The following is a 20,033-nucleotide window of genomic DNA, read 5'->3' as shown; positions in this document are numbered from 1 at the left end:
TTTATCCTCGGAACGGATTGAACCAGTCAGGTTCCAAAGATTCGTTGTAATTCGCAGAATCTGAATCATCGGTGTACGCGGATCCATCCATGCTGTCGGTTCCGATGCGATCCGGAATGCCGTCGCCATCCTCATCCGCGCTCCACGTCGCAGCCTGCTTGGCAGTCAGTGGCTTGCCATCCTTACCAAGGCGATTGTAATCCGGCAGAAGCGGGGCTATTTGGGAACCCAGCTGGCCGAGCAGGCCGTCGGTAAGCTCATTGAGCGGCACCTCATCAAAGCGCGTCGTAATGGCGTAAGCGATGGGTCCGGCTGCGGTGTACAAAATACCGTGGTCATTAACGCCCTCGGCAGTGTCACCGGTCTTCTGGACTGCGGAGCCGACGTACATCACAAACTTCTGCGAACCACCGTAAGTGAGGTAGGTCAATGCAGTTTGTGCCGTGTCCTTGGTAATGAAGTTGTGCTTTGAGGTGCCATCGGCCACTTCCTGGAGACGTGCCATGAACAGCGCAGCTTGAGAGGGAGTAAACCAGGACCGATCACCGCTGGGATTGGGGATGTTGAACTTGTTGCCCAGGTGGTAGCGCTTGTCATCAACACCGGCTTCCTTGATGGTTTTGTTGACCTCGTCGAAACCAGCGACAGCGTCAATCAACCCATTCGCCGCGGTGTTGTCCGAATACCGCATCACGTACTGCAACAGCCCGTCGAGCGTGTATTGGCCAGGGCCAATCACGCTTCCGCCAACACCATTGTCCCAATCGACCGTCACCGTCTTGTCTAGGTCATCGCCGAATTTCTTCAGCGCAGTAACCACTAACGGAGCCTTGATGGTCGATGCGGAGTACTCCTTCGTATCCTCGCCTACCGACGCCGTGAGCCCTTTGTATGGACCGTCAATGACACGCAAATAGACACCTAAATCAATGCCATAGTTGTCGGAGAAACTCTTAGCCGCAGTATCGAGGACGTCCTGTGCATCAGACCAGGTGACTTCCTCGGAAGCATCCCAACCGTTATCTGGAGCATTAGGTTTTGTGGTAGCAGTGGTGGCCTTGGACCCGGTGGTGCTTGGGACATCGATGGTGCACCCCGCCAACAGAGTCGAGGCCGAAAGCGCAACAATGACCGAGGCGGAAGTAGCGCGAAGGGCTTTGGGGCGAAGTCGCATGCAAAACTCCTGGCTGCAGAAAACTGAAGACCAAAGGCACCTAGCGCAGTATGAACTGTCTGAGGTGAACAGGTGGATGAGATGCAGTGGTAACTGCTGTAAACCACTGAGAACTGTTGGAAGATTACCACCTTCCGAAAAATCTCGTTGCACTGGGGCGCAGCTTTTGTGCAACAATGGATTAAATATAGACATGATTAAAAGAATCAATGTCCAACGGTGCACCCAGGCAGTTGAGCTGCACATTTGATGCTTAATGCTTCAACGATGCCTCGTCCGAGACCGCTGCTAGAAATAGCGCACGGCACCGAAAATCGGAGGAAGTGAATCGCAATGAAGGAAAAGGTACATCGCTTGATGGACCGCATGCAGATTCGCCATGCCCATATGCGCAACACCTGGTATGGGCCGGTACTCTCCCCGGTTCTTCTCGTCGCAGGCTTCGTATTGCTCATTGTTGGCATTATCATTTTGCCAACTCCTGCTCCCGGATGGCTCTGCATCTTTGTTGCACTGGGAATTCTCTCGTTGGTGCATCCGCCGACACGTCGCCTGAACATCTGGTTGGCAGCAAAATTGGACGCCTTTTACGCCTGGTATGCGGAGCGTCATGTGGCAATGAAAGCAACACTTTTCCTGTTGCTAATGGCGTTTATGGCCGCTGTAATGGGCAGCGTCTACTACTTCATGGCTCCGGATGACTGGCCATACACCGACGCTTCAAGCTAGGAGCCTGAGCGCTTTCCAGGCTCCTAGTACAGTGCCCCTAGTCCAGTACTCCTAGTACAGTGCGCTAGCCATCCTCCGGCGTGCATCCAATGCCACTGGATCTGCGGTATCGAATAGCACAAGCAGCTCTAGTAGACGCGACTTGATGGCCTCACGGTCATCGCCAAACACCTGCGGGAGCAACTTCAACAAACGATCGAGCGCCTTCGCTGGATCGTCGACAAGCATCGTGACATCCGCGGCATCGAGGGCGAGCGCGACGTCCTTCGGCGCAGCGTCGGCCTTTGCAATTGGATCTGCGCTGCGATCGATTTTGGCAGCGCGGGCGAAGAAGGACACATTCGCGTGAGCGCGCTTCAGCCCCTGATTTGCGGGCTCGGACTGCAGCATAGCGTCATACAGCTCCAACGCTCCGTCGAAATCGCCCTCCTCGAGCAACTCTTCAGCCTGCTCCAAACGCGGGTCATCGGTGGGTACGGGATTGCCGAAGAAGTCAGTCGGCTCCGGAGCCTCCGGCCCGCTGCCCTCCCCAGCCATACGAGTTCCCGCCGGCAACCCCTTGAGACGACCCCGAGTGGCCTCCATAACCTGCGCCAGCCACTGCTCCAGCCAATCCCTGGTTTTCTCGCCGACAAACATGCCAATGGGACTGCCCATAGCCACAGCCGTGACTGTCGGCACTGCCTGCACACCGAATGCCTGGGCCAGCTGCGGATGCTCCTCAGCATCTGCCCACGCCAGGATCCAGTTCAAATTAGCCTCACGGGCCATGCCTTCTAGCTCAGCCCGAAGACGCAACGAATCAGCTGCTCCAGCCATGCCGATCAAGACAATAACCGGGACCTGCTCCGAGCGCAGAACGACTTCTGCCTCAAGGGTCTGCGGGACAATCTCAACTACAGGAGGAAGCCCATTTCCCTGATCACTGGTTGCCCGCTCGATCTCCTCTCGGCGCTTACGTTCGGCTTCGGCGCGCTGGTGGAGCTGCTCCAAATCAACCGTGCCGGGTGGTGGCGGCGGAGTCGAGCACTCGCGGTGACCGTGTGCTCCATGCGAGTGACCATGAGAATGGCCATGTGCGTGACCATGTCCAGCTGGCATCGTCAAAGGGGTTCCTCTCCAGTGTCGTCGTAAAGCCTATGTAAAGACCTATGTAGAGCCTACGTGTCCAATCCGAACAAGAGACTAGTCGGTGGCTTTCAGCGCATCCTCGACCGCATCCACTTTCGCACGCAGCTGCCCGGTATATCCGTTGCGAATGTCCGCTTTGATGACCAGAGAAGTACGCGGACTGACACGGCTGACTGCTTCCGTGGCTCGCTTAATGACATCCATCACCTCATCCCATTCGCCTTCAACAAGGGTGAACATGGCATTGGTCTCGTTGGGCAGGCCAGATTCGCGCACAACACGCACGGCTTCAGCAACAGCCTCAGCCATTCCCTGCTCAGGATCGGAGAAAGTGGGGGCAACAGAAAATGCGACAATCATGGCGCCGATAATAGCGAGTACCCTGGGAACTATGAGTGAGACACAGATTCCCGTTCCCCATAAGTACGTAGTCGCTGTTGATCACGTCGGCGTCGCAGTCCCGGATTTTGATGCCGCTATCGAGTGGTACCGCGCAAACCTTGGTTTCATCAACTACCACGATGAAGTCAATGAAGAGCAGGGTGTCCACGAGGCCATGGTCGGCCCGGCCGACAAGGTTGAAGGTGGCACTCTGGTTCAGATTCTCGCGCCACTGAATGACCAGTCCACGATTGCAAAGTACCTGGACAAGAAGGGTCCAGGAATCCAGCAGTACGCAGTTCGTGTCACTGATCTGGAGGCGCTGATGGCGCACCTGAAGGAGCAGGGCACCCGGGTGCTGTATCCGGAGCCGAAGATCGGTACCGCAGGTTCGCGCATCAACTTCATCCACCCGAAGGATGCCGGTGGCGTCCTGCTGGAGCTCGTTGAGCCGGCTAAGTAAATCTATCCCCAGCGGCGCGTGATAGTGCGGTGAGCTCTGTTGCGCCAGCAGTTAGTGTGCCAATGGCGCCGGTCATCGGCGCCTGCACCATAATCCTGCGGCCAAGCTACGATGTGCGAGGTCCCGGGCATGATTTCCTGGTCGCACCCTGGACAGCGATAAACCTTGTTCGACTGTCCAGCGCTGATGTTACGCACCGCAAAGTCCACGTCCTGCCAACCAGCAGGCCCAGATTCAGTGCGGGTGTTTTGGAAAGAACTGCCAAATGTGGGCAGGCTGCCGCGATTCTGGCCGTGGTTATTACGCCCGCCGCGTTGGTTGCCTCGTTGATTACCGCGCCGCTTGTGGTTTCGCCTAGGCATGGCTAGAACAACCGCAATTCATTGGACTCCAGGCCACGCAGGGCGTCGTAATCCACGGTCACACAGCGAATCCCACGATCCTCTGCCAGAGTCTTGGCCTGTGGCTTAATCTCCTGGGCAGCAAAAATCCCTTCCACCGGTGCCAGCAGCTCATCGCGGTTCAGCATCTCCAAGTAACGGGTTAGCTGCTCAACGCCATCGATACCGCCCCGACGCTTAACCTCGACTGCAACGGTGGCGCCGTTTTCATCGCGGCCAAGCAGGTCCACCGGTCCGATCGGGGTTGGGTATTCGCGCCTAATCAGGGTGTAGCCCTCGCCAAACGTTGTGAACTGATCTGCAAGCAGTTCCTGTAGATGCGCTTCTACCCCGTCCTTCTCCAGGCCAGGGTCCTCTCCCAGTTCGTACGTGCTATCAGCCAGCACCTTGCCGATAGTGATACGAAGTTGCTCGCCCTTCTTATTCTCAACGACCCAGAGCTTTTCACCAGTGTCTTCCCCCGACTCGTCGAGAATATCCTTCTCCGTCAGCGTGCACGGCGGTGTCATCCAGTTCAGAGGCTTATATGCACGGTCGTCGGCATGCACAGAAACTGACCCATCTGCTTTCACCAACAGCAAGCGCGGGGCATGAGGCAGATGGGCATTCAAGCGACCGACATAGTCAACAGTGCATTCAGCAATCACAAGGCGCATTCCCCTACCCTAACGTGACTGCCGCGCGGGAGAAAACAATACCCACTAGAGCCTTAGCAATAGCCTGTCGTAAGAGACTAGTACTGACTTCCCCGGCCACGGTTATAAGCCGAACGGAAACGTCGCTCAATATCTGTAGGAAACTCACGAGTCTGGCGTGACGACGGCTTCGACTCCACCCACGCCACCAGCGCAGTGTCCGAGGACGAGTCCACGGCAAACTCCCATTCGGTATTTTTCCCCGTTTTAATCCTGACTACCCGAAGCCCGGGCGCGAAAAAACCCGCCTCGATGTCAGTCGGATCTCGGCGATCCACAATAGTGACATCGTGACGGGCAAATTCGGCATCACAGCCAGGACGCAGCGAACGTAGCTTGTACATCTTCAACGTCGACTCTGAATAAACAATGACACCATGGCGCCAATGACTGCCATCACCTGCAGGAAGGCGACGAGCAATAACAGGAGTACCTTTTGCATGCAGGCTGGCGAAACGCCACAGGGCAAGGACCCCGCCGACGATCAACATCGCACCGATAATCATGAACATGATTGACATCATGGTTACGCTTGAAAACACTATCTGCCAGCCTCGCATCCGGGTGAATAGACGACGAACCTTGGTTCAAAAGCGCTTTAGAGGCTTTTTACAAACCCTACCCGATTGTTGCACTGACATGAAAAATAACTAAGAAAAACGGGGCGGGAAGCTGGCAAGATTTCTCTTGCGAGCTCCCCGCCCCGTTTAAAGAAGCAGGAAGAATACGGTCGTGCGACCGGATGTTCAGGCGAAAAGACTAGTTGGTGGAAGCGCGACGAGCCGCGCGGACCTCCGACTCAGCCTGTGCCTTTACTGCAGGGTCATCCGAAGTCAGGTTGGACTCGGCCTCGGAGAGGTTAACCTCGTCAGCCCAGATTGCCTTATCCGCGAGGATCGAAACCTTCGAGGTAGACACGGAAATGAACCCACCCTGTACCGAAGCGACAAGAACCTTGCCGTCTGCGGTCTTGATGGTCACCGTGCCGTTGTTGACCAGCTGGCCAAGCAACGGCTGGTGTCCGGGCAGCACGCCGATCTCACCCTCGGTGGTCTGGGCAGAGACCAAGGTGGCCTTGCCCTTCCAGAGCGGTCGCTCAACGGCAACCAGTTCAGCGGTGATTTCAGCCATGAGGATGCCCCTTACTTCTTCTGCATTTCAGCGTACTTCTTCTCGACATCGTCGAGGCCACCCAGGCCGTCGAAGGCCATCTCCGGGTAGTTGTCGAAGTCGCCCTTGCAGATGCGGTCGAAGGCAACGATGGTGTCCTTCAGCGGGACGTACGAACCAGGCAGACCCGTGAACTTCTCAGCAACGAAGAAGTTCTGACCCAAGAATCGCTGGATACGACGTGCACGCTGCACGGTCACCTTGTCCTCCTCAGACAGCTCGTCCATACCGAGGATGGCGATGATGTCCTGGAGTTCCTTGTTCTTCTGCAGGATGTTAATAACCTGCTGAGCAACGCGGTAGTGCTCCTCACCGACGATCGACGGCTCGAGGATACGAGAAGTCGAAGTCAGCGGGTTCACTGCCGGGTAAATACCCTTCGATGCAATCGAGCGGTCGAGCTCGGTGGTTGCATCGAGGTGGGCGAAGGTCGTTGCCGGAGCCGGGTCGGTGTAGTCATCGGCAGGCACGTAGACGGCCTGCAGAGAGGTAATCGAACGGCCCTTGGTGGACGTAATGCGCTCCTGCAGAACACCCATCTCGTCAGCCAGGGTCGGCTGGTAACCCACGGCGGAAGGCATACGACCCAGCAGGGTCGAAACCTCAGAACCGGCCTGGGTGAAACGGAAGATGTTGTCAATGAAGAGCAGCACGTCCTGGTGCTGAACATCGCGGAAGTACTCTGCCATGGTCAGACCCGACAGCGCGACGCGCATACGGACTCCCGGAGGCTCGTCCATCTGGCCGAAGACGAGGGCGGTGTCCTGGAGAACGCCCATCTCTTCCATTTCCAGGAAGAGGTCGGTGCCCTCACGGGTACGCTCACCAACACCGGCGAAGACCGAAGTACCGGAGAACTCGCGTGCAATACGAGTAATCATCTCCTGGATCAGAACGGTCTTACCGACACCGGCACCACCGAACAGACCAATCTTGCCGCCCTTAACGTACGGGGTCAGCAGGTCGATGACCTTAATACCGGTTTCCAGAATCTCGGTCTTGCCCTCGAGCTGGTCGAAGGCCGGCGGCTCACGGTGGATGCCCCACTGCTCACCATCGCGACCCAGGCCCGGCTCATCCAGGCAGTCGCCCATTGCGTTAAAGACGTGACCCTTGACGACGTCACCAACCGGAACCGAAATCGGCTTACCGGTGTCCTTGACCTCTGCACCGCGGACCAGGCCGTCGGTCGGAGCCATAGCAATGGTACGAACCATGTTGTCACCGAGGTGCTGTGCAGTCTCGAGGACAATGGTCTTGGCGACCGAAGGAAGGGTAACTTCCACGGTCAGCGCGTTGTAAAGTGCCGGCAGTTCGTTACGCGGGAACTCCACGTCGACGACGGCACCGATGACACGCACAACACGGCCCACAGCCGTGGTGGTGTTCTGCTCACTTAGAGCTGTGCTCATATCTAGTCACTTTCTCCGCTGTCGTCGAGCGCACCGGCGCCACCGACGATTTCTGTGATTTCCTGGGTAATCTGTGCCTGACGTGCCTGGTTAGCAACACGCGAGAGGTCCTTGACCAGCTCGGTAGCGTTGTCCGTCGCGGACTTCATAGCGTTACGACGGGCAGCGGACTCAGAGGCAGCGGCCTCGAGCATCACTGCGAACAGAGTGCGGGACACGTACTGCGGCAGAAGCTCTGCCAACAGGGTGTCTGCATCAGGCTCGAATTCATAGTCCGGCTTGAGGTCATCTGATCCATCGGACAGCATGTCCTCGCCCTGAGCAATCTCGACATCCTCGTACACAGGCTCAATCGGGAGCATCTGGTGTGCACGCGGAATCTGAGAAAGCATGGACACGAATTCCGTGTAGACAACGTGGACCTGGTCGAAGCCCTGAACGGCCTCGCCGTTGGTGCCACGCAGGCCTTCGCGGTACTTGGCAGTGCCCTCGGCCGTAGCGTTGAAACCATCAATGAGGTGACGACGCACGTCGTGGGTTGCGGCGTAGTCCGGATCCTGGGAGAAGCCCTCCCACGTACCGGCGAGCTCGACACCACGGAAGTCGTAGTAGTCGGTGCCCTTACGGCCAGTCACGTAGAGAACGACCTCATGCCCCTGCTCTTCCAGAGCGGTACGCAGTTCTGCAGCCTTCTTCAGGACGTTGTGGTTGTAGCCGCCACACATGCCGCGGTCACTGGTGACAACCAGGACTGCAACACGCTGGTTACCCTCACGCTTTACGAGCATCGGGTGATCCAACGACGAAGCCGATGCGAGACGTCCGATGACCTTCTCGATTTCGTCGGCGTACGGCTGGGAGTCTGCTACGCGACGCTGCGCCTTAGTAATGCGCGAGGTTGCGATAAGCTCCTGGGCCTTGGTGATCTTCTTGGTCGAGTTCACCGACTTGATTCGGGCTCGAAGTTCACGAAGATTCGCCATGTCCTATTCCCTCCCTTCAATTGCGAAAACGGTCATTGAGTAGCTCAACCTGCCTAGTTCTGGGCAGTCTTGCGGGAGACCGTAATCTGCTGCTTCTTGAGCTCGCCCTCGTCGAGTGCCTCGACCGGAGCCTCGGAAGCCAGCGGTGCGCCCTCAGAAGTCTGGAAGGACTTCTTGAAGTTAGCGGTAGCGGACTTCAGAGCAGCCTTGGACTCGTCAGAGAAGGCGACGCCGCCGTCAATCTGCTCGAAGACTGCAGGCTGAGTGTCCTGCAGGTGCTCAAGCAGCTCGGCCTCGAAGCGACGGACGTCCTCAACCGGGACATCGTCGAATTCGCCCTCGCCAGCGAGGTAGATGGAGGTCATCTGGTACTCGACCGGCTGCGGGTGGTTTTCCTTCTGCTTCAGCAGCTCAACCAGACGCTGACCGCGCTCCAGCTGACGCTTGGAGGCATCGTCCAGGTCGGATGCGAACATTGCGAATGCTTCCAGGTCGCGGTAGGACGCGAGGTCCAGACGCAGGTTACCGGAAACCTTCTTCATGCCCTTGGTCTGTGCGGCACCACCAACACGGGAAACCGACACACCGACGTTAATAGCCGGGCGGACACCCTGGTTGAACAGGTCGGACTCGAGGAAGACCTGGCCGTCGGTAATGGAAATGACGTTGGTCGGAATGAAGGCCGACACGTCGTTTGCCTTGGTCTCGATGATCGGCAGTGCGGTCAGCGAGCCTGCACCCATGTCGTCGGAGAGCTTCGCAGCACGCTCCAGCAGACGGGAGTGGAGGTAGAAGACGTCACCCGGGTAAGCTTCGCGTCCCGGCGGGCGACGCAGCAGCAGCGAGATGGCACGGTATGCCTCTGCCTGCTTAGTCAGATCATCGTAAATGACCAGGACGTGCTTGCCCTGGTACATCCAGTGCTGACCCAGTGCGGCGCCTGCGAATGGTGCAAGCCACTTGAAGCCTGCGGCATCCGACGCCGGGGCAGCAACGATAGTGGTGTACTCGAGTGCGCCCTGCTCCTCGAGGGTCTGGCGCACACCAGCAATGGTGGAGCCCTTCTGACCGATAGCAACGTAGATGCATCGCACCTGCTTGCTCGGGTCACCGGACTCCCAGTTAGCCTTCTGGTTCAAGATGGTGTCCAGGCAGACCGCGGTCTTACCGGTCTTACGGTCACCAATGATCAACTGACGCTGACCACGACCAATTGGGGTCATTGCGTCGATGGCCTTAATACCAGTAGCCATCGGCTCTTCAACCGGCTGACGCTGCAGCACGGTCGGTGCCTGCAGCTCGAGGACGCGGTCCTCTTCAGCCTCAATGTCGCCCAGGCCGTCAATCGGCTGGCCCAGGGGGTTAATTACGCGACCGAGGAACTTGTCCCCGACCGGAATCGAAAGGACGTCACCCGTCCGCTTTACCTCGTCACCCTCTTTAAGCGACTCGAAGTTACCCAGCACCACAACGCCGACCTTGTCGGTGTCGAGGTTCTGAGCGACGCCAATAACGCCGCCCGGGAACTCCAGAAGCTCATTCGTCATGACCGACGGCATTCCCGAAACCTGGGCGATACCATCAGCTGCACTGATAACAACGCCAACCTCCTCGCGGGAGGCCTCCGGGGAGTAGCTCGAGGTGTAGTTCGCAATCGCGCTACGGATCTCGTCGGAGGAGATCGTCAGCTCCGCCATGTTCTTCCTGCTCTCGGTAATATTCTTCCAGTGATTAATCGTCTAAACCATCCGTCAGCCGAGGCCGACGCGCAGCTTCTCAAGCTTTGTTGAAAGGCTACCGTCGATGACCTCGTCGCCAACCCGGATGACCAGTCCACCGAGAATCGACTTATCGATCACGGTGTGGATGGACATCGCCTTGCCGTAGACTCGGCCGAGCTTGTCCGCCAGTGCTCGCTCTTGCTCGTCAGAGACGGCCGTGGCACTGGTCACGCGAGCGACGACGTGGTTCCGCAGGCCGGCGGCTAGCCGGGACAGGGAGTCAATGTCGTCCGCGGGGCGCTTGGATGGGCGGCCAACAGCCTGCAGTGCGAGGGTTTCGGTCACGGAAGTGACCTTGCCGTACAGCACAGAGGCGAGGAGCCCACGCTTGGCTTCGGGGGTTGCGGCCTTGTCGGCCAGCAGCTGTTCAAGCTGCGACTGCTCAGCCAGGATGTGTCCCAGTTGGAACAGCTCAGACTCAACAGTCTCAAGCTGTCCCTGGCCTTCGGCAGAGCGAAGGAGGGCTCGACGGCCCAGCTCTACCAAACCCTCACGCATTTCACGCGGGGTGGACCATACCTGCGCGGCAGCATCCACGACGAGGTTAAGAGTCGTCTCAGATACCTTGCCCGCGAACAGGCTCCGGACAAGGCCGGAACGCTGTTCCGCAGTCGCCGAGGTGTCGGCGACAGCGACACGCAGGCCGCGGTCGGAGTCCAGGACCTCGACGATGTCGAAAAGCTCGGAACCAGTCTGAGCAGCCTGAGCAACAGCGACATTGTCGCCACTGATAGCGGCGTCCAGTCGCTGGCTAAGGGCTGCCAGGGATTCGCGGCTTGCTGCGTGCATGTCGCCTACTTTCCGGCCGGGGCCACGGTGTCAAGGTTGGACAAGAAGTTGTCAATCGTCGACGAGTTACGAACGTCGTCGGAAAGCTGCTCGCCCAGAAGGCGCTCAGCGAGATTGATGGAGTTCTGGCCCATTTCCTTGCGCAGCTCTGCGACTACCTGCTCACGCTGGGCAGCGAGCTGCTTCTCACCGGACTCGATGATTCGTGCGCTCTCGTCATTAGCCTTGGTCGTAGCGTCTGCAATGATGCGCTGACCCTGTGCACGGGCTTCGTCGCGAATCTTTGCTGCTTCAGTACGGGCCTCTGCGAGCTGACTGTTGTACTTTTCCAGAGCGGCTTTGGCTTCAGCCTGTGCAGCTTCAGCGCGTTCAATGCCGCCCTCAATCCGGTCCTCCCGCTCGGTCAGGACCTCCTGGAACTTCGGAAGAACGAGCTTCCAGAAGAGAACCAGGATAACTACCAGCGGGACAACGGACCAGACGATGTCATAGGTCTTTGGCAGCAGCGGGTTAATGGACTCTCCCATCGGGAGGTCACCCGCCGCTAGCAAAAAGGTGAAATCTGTCATGGTTTACGTGTTCTCCGCTTGAAGGTCCGGACTTAGAAAACGAAGCCTGCGACCAGGCCGATCAGGGCGAGAGCCTCAGTGAAGGCGATACCCAGGAACATGGTGGTACGCAGCTGGCCGGCCATCTCAGGCTGGCGTGCCATACCCTCAACGGTCTTGCCGGCGACGATGCCGATACCGAGGCCCGGGCCCAGGGTGGACAGACCGTAACCGATGGTCTTCAGGCCAGCGTTGGTGTCGACAGCCTGGACAGCGTCCTGGGCGGAGAGGATGACGTCGTTCATTATGAACCGTTCCCTTTCTTAAAGGATGGCCCCGGATTAAAGATTGTTCTAAGTAGGCCCGGGGCTTTTGTGGGTCAAGTGGGTCTTGCTATTAAATTTGCGAGGCCTTGTTGCCGAAGTTGCGGCCTCATTAGTTATGGGTTAGTGCTCGTCTGCGTGCAGCGACAGTTCGATGTAGACGGCGCTCAGCAGGGCAAAGATGTATGCCTGCAGGAAAATCACCAGCATCTCGAACAGCGTGAATGCTACCGCAGCGACAAGGGTCAACCCGGACAGGGCGGTCCAACCATTCAGCTGCCAGAAGAAGAAGTTCGTGGCACCGAAAAGCAGGACTAGAACCATGTGGCCCGCCAGCATGTTGGCCATCAGACGGATGGTCAGCGTAACTGGGCGGAGAACGAAGTTGGAGAAAATCTCGATCGGCACCACGATGAGGTGGAGTACCGGTGGCAAGTTCGGAATAACGACTGCCGACTTCACAAACTTGAAGAAGCCCATCTTCTTCGAGCCCGCGTAAATGAAGGCAACGTATGCGAACAGGGCCAGAACCAGTGGCATACCGATTCGGGCGTTCGGCGAAATATTGAGGCCAGGAATAATAGCCGCAATATTCATCGAGATAACAAGGAAGAAGATGGTGGCCAGAACCGGAAGGAAACGACGCCCCTCCTTCTTACCCAGAATCTCCTCCGCGATGTGGATGCGGACGAAGTCCAGCATCAACTCCGCAACGTTCTGCAGACCAGTCGGCACGAGCTTCGGACGACGCATTGCGACGACGAAGAACACGGCGACGATCACGGCCATCAAAAGACGAACAATCATCAGGCGGTCCATGGCGTACCAGTCGCCACTGCCACCTAGAATGAAGTCGCCAAATTGTTCACCCGGGAAATACTCCTCCTGCAAGTTGGGTGAGTGAAACTCACCCCGCATCTCGGCAAGTGTTGTAACGCTCAGCGTTCTCTCCCGTGATTGGGCCGCTAGAACTATTGTCAAGCGGTGCGAAGGACGTCATTTAACGTGTCGCGCCGCGGATTCCATTCGCTCATCAGCACGGCGCTCACGGGGACCGTACCTGTGGAAATGATAGTTATTTCGCTACAGGCCGTCTTACCCGAAACTCAGGATAACAGTTCTGACTCATTTTCCCCACCCGGTACACCCCCGCGTTTCCGACCCCGAATCCAACAAAGAGGCCGACCCCCTCTGTGGGTTTCGGCCTCTATTTGTGGCATCTTCTGCACAAACTGGACAATATGCTTATTACCTGCGGTTTTAGAAGCGTATTGCAGCCTCTCAGCAGGTCAACAAGTTATTAACGAGCTATTCGTCCTTCATTGGTTGCACATAAGTGAGGTTAGATTGCGACATTCCCCACACTTCTGCACCGAGTGTCACCATCAGAGTGAGTACAACAGTGACGAAGAAAGTCATGTTGTCATAAAACTCAAGATTTCTAATAACAACCAGGACACCGATTAGTACGACAATCTTCAACAACCAACCACCCAGTACAACGGCAAGCGTAACGGACGGCGAAGTTCGAGCAGTAAAGAGGATGCCTAGAACGGTAAGCAATACGAAGCTTCCGCTAATGCCCGCTCCAAGGAGTACGCCCCAGACACCGGGCATACCGTTTTTGCCACCCCAGACCAGCAGCGAAAGCACGGTAATCACAGCGAGCGCGATTGCGCCCGAGCGAGCAGCAGCCAGCAGCGGTCGCCGCGAATCATCGTATTTAGACTCGGGCTCCGGAGTTGTTTTTTCAGTCACGGTCGAAGATTGTACCTTCTGCGTCCACGTCGACGTCTTATAACCTGCCGGACCCCACTTCCACTTCTGGGACGCGCTCCCCTTGAACGGTCGTCGGCAAGCGCATTGCGACGACGGAGGGTGAAGACAACCGCGATGATAAGCAGGACCCCGAAGGTGAGAGCGACGAATTCAAAGGGGAAAATGGTGGTGGCAACGGCGGCGTACGCGACGACCGACACCCATAGGTAAAGCACTAGCACCACGCGGCGATGACTGTGCCCCATCGACAAGAGGCGGTGGTGAATATGCATTTTGTCGGGTGAGAAAGGTGACTTGCCCTGACTGACGCGGCGAACGACAGCGAGAAGTAGGTCTAGCATTGGCACGCTAATTGCTGCGATGACGACCACAATCGGCGAGATTAGAGCGATGACGTCAGCGGTGCCGTACATGGAGGGCGCGATGCGTCCCGACGCCGACACCGATGCCGCTGCGAGCAGCAAGCCGATCATCATGGCACCGGAATCGCCCATGAAAATGCGTGCGGGCTCGAAGTTGTGCGGCAAGAAGCCCAGGCAAGCGCCGAGGAGGCACGCGGAGATCATCGCGGGTGGATAGGCAGACACGGTTCCGCCTTGGTCGTGAAGCAGGACCATCGAATAGACAAGGATTGCAGCTGCGGCAATCATGCCGAGTCCAGCTGCGAGACCATCAATTCCGTCAACAAAATTGAAGGCGTTAATCAATGCCACAGTAAATAGGACAGTCAAGACTGTGGACATGATTGGATCGAGAATGAGAGTGGCGCCGCCACTGAACGGGATATAGAGCAGATACCAATTGACGCCCATAAATGACATCAAAAGTGCCGCCGCGACCTGCCCCACCAACTTCGTAAGGGCATCTAAGTCAAAGAGGTCATCCCAAATACCGACGATTAGCAAGAGCGACGCGGCCGCCACAACTGCCCTCATATCTGGAGTCATAGGTGGAAAACCACGGTTGAGGGCCGGCATAACCGAGGCAAGGGCGATAGCTGCGACCACCCCAGAGTACATCGCCACGCCTCCGAGCCTGGGCTTCGGAATATCGTGGACATCGCGCGTGCGGGGCGCATCCAACCAGCCCGAGCGAACCAGCACAAAACGCACTACTCCAGTGAGCAAATAACTGACAGCAGCGGAAACTAAAACGAGCATGGCGAGCTCGCGGATGGGCACACCTGCCCCACCCGACTGGGCTGCCAATAAGCTCATGTCCGCCACTAGGTACTACTCACCCACACAATCGCTGCAGATATTAAACAGGAAAAACCTTAGGTAGCCAAGACTACTGCCCCAGCAGTCGCTCGGGCGTCGTACTCAAAACCTCAGCAACCGCCGCTGCTGACACAGCGCCTTCGCGCAGAATCCGCGGCACTGGAGTCGAGATATCGACAATCGTCGATGGGGTGCCAATCGTGGCTTCGCCGCCGTCGACGTAGACAGCCGCTTCCCCACCCAACATCTGCTTGGCACGCACGGCATTGGTGGCCGGTGCCTGGCCGGAGATGTTCGCACTGGACACGGCCATCGGACCGGTGCGGCGCAGAATCTCGATAGCAATTGGGTGCAGCGGCATGCGCAGCATGACCGTACCCGCGGTATCACCAAGGTTCCATGGCAAGCTCGGCGCCTGGTTCACAACCAGCGACAGTCCGCCCGGCCAGAAAGCCTCCACCAGCGTGCGAGCAGCTGGCGAGTATTCGCGGACGAGCCCCTCAATCGTGTTCCAGGAACCCACGAGCACCGGTACCGGCATATCCGGGCCGCGGTGCTTGGCACGCAGCAAGGAGGCAACGGCCTGGTTATCAAAGGCATCGCAGCCAAGGCCGTAGACGGTATCGGTAGGCATAACGACCAGCCGTCCTGCCTTCACTGCATCTACTGCTGCTGCAATTGCGCGTTCGCGGTTTTCATCTGTGCTGCAGTCCATAATCCTGCTCATCAGATATTTGCTCCTGCTTCAAAGTTTGCTTTTAAGATTAATTTTTGCGTCCCACCGTAAAACGATCACGGCCTGCAAAGTCACGGCGGATCTCTACATCAGCGTAATCCCAGGTGTCCTTCAGCAGTGAACTGACATCGTCTCCTGAAGAGTCATCGTGCTCGATGCCGATGACTCCACCCGGCCGCACCAGCGCATCCACTAGGTTCATCATAGGTCGAATGACATCTAGCCCATCGTCGCCGCCGAAGACCGCAGAGTGCGGATCAGCTCTCACTTCGGGCGCAACCTCGGTGTCTTCGGGCACATATGGAGGGTTGGACACAACAATGTCGGTCTCATCTACCCAATCTGCGAGTTCACCGCCAGCATCAATCAGCTGTATATCCGTGACATCGCCAGCAATCAGACGCACACGCCCATCGCCGTACGTCTCGATATTCTTCGCAGCCCACGCCCGTGCCCGCTCAGAGAGCTCCACAGCCACCACGTCCGCTTCGGGTACGGCATCGGCAATCGCCAACGCAAGCGCACCAGATCCGGTACACAAGTCAACGATTTTCGGCTTGACGACGCCACTTGCGACCAGTTCACGGGCTCGATCGATTGCCCACTGCGCAAGCAGTTCCGTCTCCGGCCGGGGTACAAAAACACCGGGCCCAACCTGTAGTTCCAGGCTCATCATCGGCGCCGTACCGAGGATGTGCTGCAGTGGCTCACGAGCCACTCTGCGGGCCAGTACCTCGGCCAGATACTTGCGACCGTCCTCATCGGTGTACGGTTCGTCTCCGCGGAAGATAATGTCTGCCGATCCCGCATCGACTGCGGCTGCAAATAGCGCCCGTGCGTCGGCATCCGGAGAAGCCAGCGCCGCGTCGTCAAGCGTGCGACGCGCATAGCGAAACAGCTCGCCGAGAGTACGGACGGAATCCGGTAACGTCGGCGAGCTATTTTCTGCGGGCGTGGGGCTACTCGGCTTCAAGACGCTCAGCGCGCTCCGCGTCGTGGAGGGCCTTGAGCAGGTCATCCATGTCGCCGCCCAGCACCGAGTCCAGGTTGTGAGCCTTGTAACCGATGCGGTGATCGGAAACGCGGTTCTCCGGGAAGTTGTAAGTGCGGATGCGCTCGGAGCGATCCATGTTGCGCACCTGAGACTTACGCTGGTCAGAGGCAGCCTCGGCGATCTCCTCTTCCTTCATCTGCTGCAGTCGAGCAGCAAGGACCTGCATAGCGCGGGCCTTGTTCTGAATCTGCGAGCGTTCCTTCTGACAGGTAACAACGAGACCAGTCGGAAGGTGCGTCAGGCGAACGGCGGAGTCAGTCGTGTTAACACCCTGACCGCCCTTACCGGAGGAGCGGTAGACGTCGACACGCAGATCCTTTTCATCAATCTGAATGTCTTCGACCTCGTCGGGCTCCGGGTAGACCAGCACACCAGCGGCGGACGTTTGAATACGGCCCTGAGATTCGGTAACCGGCACGCGCTGCACGCGGTGGACGCCACCTTCAAACTTGAACACGCTCCACGCACCGTCGCGGGACGGAGTCTTGGCTCGGATGGACATAGTCATGTCCTTCACGCCGCCGAGATCAGACTCGGACAGACCGAGAATCTCGGTGGTAAAGCCGTGCTTTTCTGCATAGCGCTGGTACATGCGAGCGAGCTCACCTGCGAAGAGCGCAGCCTCCTCACCGCCGGCACCGGACTTGAGCTCCATAACGATGTCATCGCTGTCGTGCGGATCGCGCGGAGCCAGCAGGTCGGCGAGCTTCTCCTCGAGTTCCTCTGCCTCGGCAGCGAGACGCTCAGCCTCAGCTGCGAACTCGGAGTCCTCGTATGCCATCTCGCGAGCTGCCTCCAGGTCATCCTGGACCTCAGTCAGCTTCTTGTGAGTCTGAATGACCGGCTGCAGCTCATTGAAGCGCTTGCCGACCTTACGGGCAGCCTTCGGGTCGTTGTGCAGCTCGGGGTCAGCCAGCTGCGCCTCGAGCCCGTGGTATTCGGAGAGGATGTCGTCAACTGCGGAAACCTGATTAGCCATTGAATATTCCTTCAGATTGTGATGGGTGAAATGCTGGTTGGTGCTGTGGTTTGCGGCTAACCCCAGCTAAAGCATGTCGTCCACATCAACGTCGGCGGCCATTGGTGCAGAAGAAGCCACCTGCATCAGGAATTCCTTATTGTTCCGGGTCTTCTTCAGCTGCTTAATCAACAGGTCAATAGCAGCCTGCGACTCTAGCGCGGAGAGGATGCGGCGCAGCTTGTGCATAATGCGAGCCTCCTCCGTGCTGAGCAGCAGCTCATCCTTACGAGTACCCGACGGGTTGACATCCACTGCCGGGAACACGCGGCGCTCGGAGATTTTACGGTCGAGCTTCAGCTCGGCGTTACCGGTGCCCTTGAACTCCTCGAAGATGACGGTATCGCCTGCGGAGCCGGTCTCCACCATCGCGGTGGCGATGATGGTGAGGCTGCCGCCTTCCTCGATGTTTCGGGCAGCACCCAAGAAGCGCTTCGGTGGGTACAGAGCGTTGGAGTCCACACCACCGGAGAGGATTCGTCCCGATGCCGGCGAAGAGTTGTTGTACGCACGGCCAAGGCGGGTAATGGAGTCCAGCAGTACGACGACGTCCTGCCCCTGTTCCACCAGACGCTTTGCACGCTCAATAGCCAACTCGGCCACTGCCGTGTGATCTGACGGCGGGCGGTCGAAAGTGGAGGCAATGACCTCGCCACGGACACTGCGCTGCATGTCGGTGACTTCCTCCGGGCGCTCGTCGACAAGCACGACCATCATGTAGCACTCGGGGTTGTTCGTCGCGATAGCGTTCGCGATGTTCTGCAGGATCGTGGTCTTACCGGCCTTCGGCGGCGAAACGATGAGCGCACGCTGACCCTTACCAATCGGCATAATCAGGTCGATGACGCGAGTGGTGAGGATCTTCTGCTCGGTCTCCAGGCGCAGGCGGCGGTTCGGGTACAGCGGAGTGAGCTTAGCGAAGTTCGGGCGCTGCTTTGCCTGCTCCGGATCGATGCCGTTTACGGTTTCAACCTTGACCAGCGGGTTGTACTTGCGGCGATTACGGCCGTTGCCATGAGTGACCTGGCCCGAGCCATTCTCGCGCGGCATGCGGACCTGACCGGTGACGGCGTCGCCCTTGCGCAGGCCGTACTTACGAACCATTTGCGCGGACACCAGCACATCGTTAGAGCCCGGCAGGTATCCGGACGTGCGCACGAATGCGGTCTTGTTATCTAGCACATCGACGATGCCAGCCACCGGCTGGAGAACGTCATCCTCGCGGATCTCGTCCTGACCGCCGTGTCCCCCACCGTTGTTATCGCGTCCGCGACGGTCGCGGCGATTGCGACGGTTGCGGCGGTTACGGTTGCCACGACCGTCATCGTCATGGTTATTGCGGTCGTTATTGCGATTGTTGTTGCGACCGCGGCGGTTGTTGCGGTTGCCGCGGCCTTCATCGTCGTTGTCTCGATCGTGGTTGTTGCGATCGTTGCGGTTATTACGGTCGTTGCGATCACCGCGGTCATTACGATCATTACGATCGTTGCGATTGTCGTTACGCTCACTGCGGTCGTTGCCGTTATCGGAATCATCGCGGCTATCGTTGCTGCGATCGTCCTGATTCTCCTGCTCGCGCTGACGAGCACGGTTACGACGATTTCGACGCTGCTGAGAACGGGACATCTCCTCGCGACCATCCGCGTTGGCGTCGTCTCGCTTGTCGTTGCCCTTGTCGCTCTTGTCGGCGCTCTTACTGGAACCCTTATCCGCGCTTTCCGACGGCGATTCCTTGGCATCCTTCGCTTTGGAGCCGGTATCCGCAGCCCCAGCCGCAGCCTTCTTCGCGCGGGATTTCCGAGCTGGAGCGGAACCAGCAGCCGGGGCACCATTCTTAATGGCCTCAATCAGCTCATGCTTGCGCATGGCGGAGATGCCGCGAATGCCCTTGCTGGAAGCGATTTCACGCAGTTCTGCCATTCGGAGGGCCGCAAGATTCTCTGGGCCGCCTGCCGTGGCAGTGGTGTCCGTATCGGTCACGGATGTCCTTTCATCGACCTTCCCTGCAGTCACTCTCTGCAGGGGGCTATGTCATTGACACTTTTTCGCTCTTACTGCCCGCCACCGCGTGTGCTCCGTCGTCGAACCTTTACCACGGGCGGAAAAGTAGCCGCAGCTGACGGGAAATTATCGAAAAAGCCAGGCAAAAGACCTCGACGTTGAAACTAAACCGAGGCATCTTGCCTACGTTATTTCCGCATCTCAAACCCGAGCGTCCGGGCTGAAGATGGTTAGGAAATTTTAGG

21 protein-coding genes are annotated in these 20,033 nt (G+C 58.0%); 2 read left to right on the top strand and 19 right to left on the bottom strand.

Annotation, left to right across the window (positions count from 1 at the left end; genetic code table 11):
• Position 1: 1 nt before the first annotated feature.
• On the bottom strand, positions 2-1,174 hold the full coding sequence (locus tag HMPREF2878_RS04400; RefSeq protein WP_049172060.1) for a serine hydrolase: 1,173 nt from the start codon (positions 1,172-1,174) through the stop codon (positions 2-4).
• Positions 1,175-1,507: 333 nt separating this feature from the next.
• On the opposite strand from HMPREF2878_RS04400, the gene HMPREF2878_RS04395 reads away from it, so the two are divergent.
• On the top strand, positions 1,508-1,903 hold the full coding sequence (locus tag HMPREF2878_RS04395; protein ID WP_016422463.1) for a TIGR02611 family protein: 396 nt from the start codon (positions 1,508-1,510) through the stop codon (positions 1,901-1,903).
• 51 nt (positions 1,904-1,954) lie between these two features.
• On the opposite strand, the gene HMPREF2878_RS04390 is transcribed toward HMPREF2878_RS04395, so the two are convergent.
• Together HMPREF2878_RS04390 and HMPREF2878_RS04385 are read right to left on the bottom strand one after the other, a co-directional pair.
• The gene (locus tag HMPREF2878_RS04390; protein ID WP_070595727.1) at positions 1,955-3,004 is read right to left on the bottom strand and encodes a co-chaperone YbbN; all 1,050 of its coding nucleotides are present in this window, start codon (positions 3,002-3,004) and stop codon (positions 1,955-1,957) included.
• A gap of 84 nt (positions 3,005-3,088) precedes the next feature.
• The gene (locus HMPREF2878_RS04385) at positions 3,089-3,394 is read right to left on the bottom strand and encodes a thiamine-binding protein (RefSeq protein WP_049172056.1); all 306 of its coding nucleotides are present in this window, start codon (positions 3,392-3,394) and stop codon (positions 3,089-3,091) included.
• Positions 3,395-3,425: 31 nt separating this feature from the next.
• Here HMPREF2878_RS04385 and mce point away from each other — a divergent pair, with 31 nt between their 5' ends.
• On the top strand, positions 3,426-3,878 hold the full coding sequence (gene mce / locus HMPREF2878_RS04380) for a methylmalonyl-CoA epimerase (protein WP_005509354.1): 453 nt from the start codon (positions 3,426-3,428) through the stop codon (positions 3,876-3,878).
• A 364-nt stretch (positions 3,879-4,242) separates the two neighbouring features.
• Here mce and nucS read toward each other — a convergent pair whose 3' ends face one another.
• The 16 genes from nucS to rho form a co-directional block, all read right to left on the bottom strand.
• Positions 4,243-4,935 (bottom strand): endonuclease NucS, encoded by a 693-nt coding sequence (nucS, locus tag HMPREF2878_RS04375; protein ID WP_005509457.1) that lies wholly within the window; start codon positions 4,933-4,935, stop codon positions 4,243-4,245.
• A gap of 77 nt (positions 4,936-5,012) precedes the next feature.
• Positions 5,013-5,516, bottom strand: coding sequence for a DUF2550 domain-containing protein (locus HMPREF2878_RS04370; protein WP_016422460.1), 504 nt, complete (start codon positions 5,514-5,516; stop codon positions 5,013-5,015).
• Positions 5,517-5,733: 217 nt separating this feature from the next.
• On the bottom strand, positions 5,734-6,105 hold the full coding sequence (locus HMPREF2878_RS04365; RefSeq protein WP_016422459.1) for a F0F1 ATP synthase subunit epsilon: 372 nt from the start codon (positions 6,103-6,105) through the stop codon (positions 5,734-5,736).
• Positions 6,106-6,116: 11 nt separating this feature from the next.
• Positions 6,117-7,556, bottom strand: a complete 1,440-nt coding sequence (gene atpD / locus HMPREF2878_RS04360; protein ID WP_005509621.1) for a F0F1 ATP synthase subunit beta — start codon at positions 7,554-7,556, stop codon at positions 6,117-6,119.
• A gap of 2 nt (positions 7,557-7,558) precedes the next feature.
• Complete coding sequence (locus HMPREF2878_RS04355; protein ID WP_005509705.1) at positions 7,559-8,539, bottom strand: F0F1 ATP synthase subunit gamma; 981 nt, start codon at positions 8,537-8,539, stop codon at positions 7,559-7,561.
• 53 nt (positions 8,540-8,592) lie between these two features.
• Positions 8,593-10,236, bottom strand: a complete 1,644-nt coding sequence (atpA, locus tag HMPREF2878_RS04350; protein WP_005509387.1) for a F0F1 ATP synthase subunit alpha — start codon at positions 10,234-10,236, stop codon at positions 8,593-8,595.
• 54 nt (positions 10,237-10,290) lie between these two features.
• A complete protein-coding gene (locus HMPREF2878_RS04345) occupies positions 10,291-11,109 on the bottom strand; it encodes a F0F1 ATP synthase subunit delta (RefSeq protein ID WP_070429330.1) in 819 nt (272 codons plus the stop codon).
• Between the two features lie 5 nt (positions 11,110-11,114).
• A complete protein-coding gene (locus tag HMPREF2878_RS04340; protein ID WP_005509352.1) occupies positions 11,115-11,678 on the bottom strand; it encodes a F0F1 ATP synthase subunit B in 564 nt (187 codons plus the stop codon).
• 32 nt (positions 11,679-11,710) lie between these two features.
• Positions 11,711-11,962 (bottom strand): ATP synthase F0 subunit C, encoded by a 252-nt coding sequence (locus HMPREF2878_RS04335; RefSeq protein ID WP_016422456.1) that lies wholly within the window; start codon positions 11,960-11,962, stop codon positions 11,711-11,713.
• A gap of 141 nt (positions 11,963-12,103) precedes the next feature.
• Positions 12,104-12,898, bottom strand: coding sequence for a F0F1 ATP synthase subunit A (gene atpB / locus HMPREF2878_RS04330; RefSeq protein WP_016422455.1), 795 nt, complete (start codon positions 12,896-12,898; stop codon positions 12,104-12,106).
• Between the two features lie 390 nt (positions 12,899-13,288).
• On the bottom strand, positions 13,289-13,738 hold the full coding sequence (locus HMPREF2878_RS04325; protein ID WP_005509564.1) for a Cg1360 family ATP-synthase-associated protein: 450 nt from the start codon (positions 13,736-13,738) through the stop codon (positions 13,289-13,291).
• Positions 13,735-14,967 (bottom strand): MraY family glycosyltransferase, encoded by a 1,233-nt coding sequence (locus tag HMPREF2878_RS04320; protein ID WP_224784249.1) that lies wholly within the window; start codon positions 14,965-14,967, stop codon positions 13,735-13,737. The genes HMPREF2878_RS04325 and HMPREF2878_RS04320 overlap by 4 nt, the downstream gene beginning before the upstream one ends.
• 82 nt (positions 14,968-15,049) lie before the next feature.
• Positions 15,050-15,706 (bottom strand): L-threonylcarbamoyladenylate synthase, encoded by a 657-nt coding sequence (locus tag HMPREF2878_RS04315; RefSeq protein WP_005509411.1) that lies wholly within the window; start codon positions 15,704-15,706, stop codon positions 15,050-15,052.
• 37 nt (positions 15,707-15,743) lie between these two features.
• A complete protein-coding gene (gene prmC, locus HMPREF2878_RS04310; protein WP_070652908.1) occupies positions 15,744-16,688 on the bottom strand; it encodes a peptide chain release factor N(5)-glutamine methyltransferase in 945 nt (314 codons plus the stop codon).
• Positions 16,675-17,748: a peptide chain release factor 1 gene (gene prfA / locus HMPREF2878_RS04305; RefSeq protein WP_005509382.1), complete on the bottom strand. Its 1,074-nt coding sequence runs from the start codon at positions 17,746-17,748 to the stop codon at positions 16,675-16,677. The genes prmC and prfA overlap by 14 nt, the downstream gene beginning before the upstream one ends.
• Positions 17,749-17,814: 66 nt before the next feature.
• Positions 17,815-19,767: a transcription termination factor Rho gene (gene rho / locus HMPREF2878_RS04300; RefSeq protein ID WP_069358826.1), complete on the bottom strand. Its 1,953-nt coding sequence runs from the start codon at positions 19,765-19,767 to the stop codon at positions 17,815-17,817.
• Positions 19,768-20,033: the final 266 nt, after the last annotated feature.

Source organism: Corynebacterium sp. HMSC065H09 (genome assembly GCF_001812845.1).
GTDB classification, from domain to species: domain Bacteria; phylum Actinomycetota; class Actinomycetes; order Mycobacteriales; family Mycobacteriaceae; genus Corynebacterium; species Corynebacterium jeikeium_D.
Note: the sequence above shows the minus strand (reverse complement) of the source record. Positions and strands in the feature narration are given on the sequence as shown.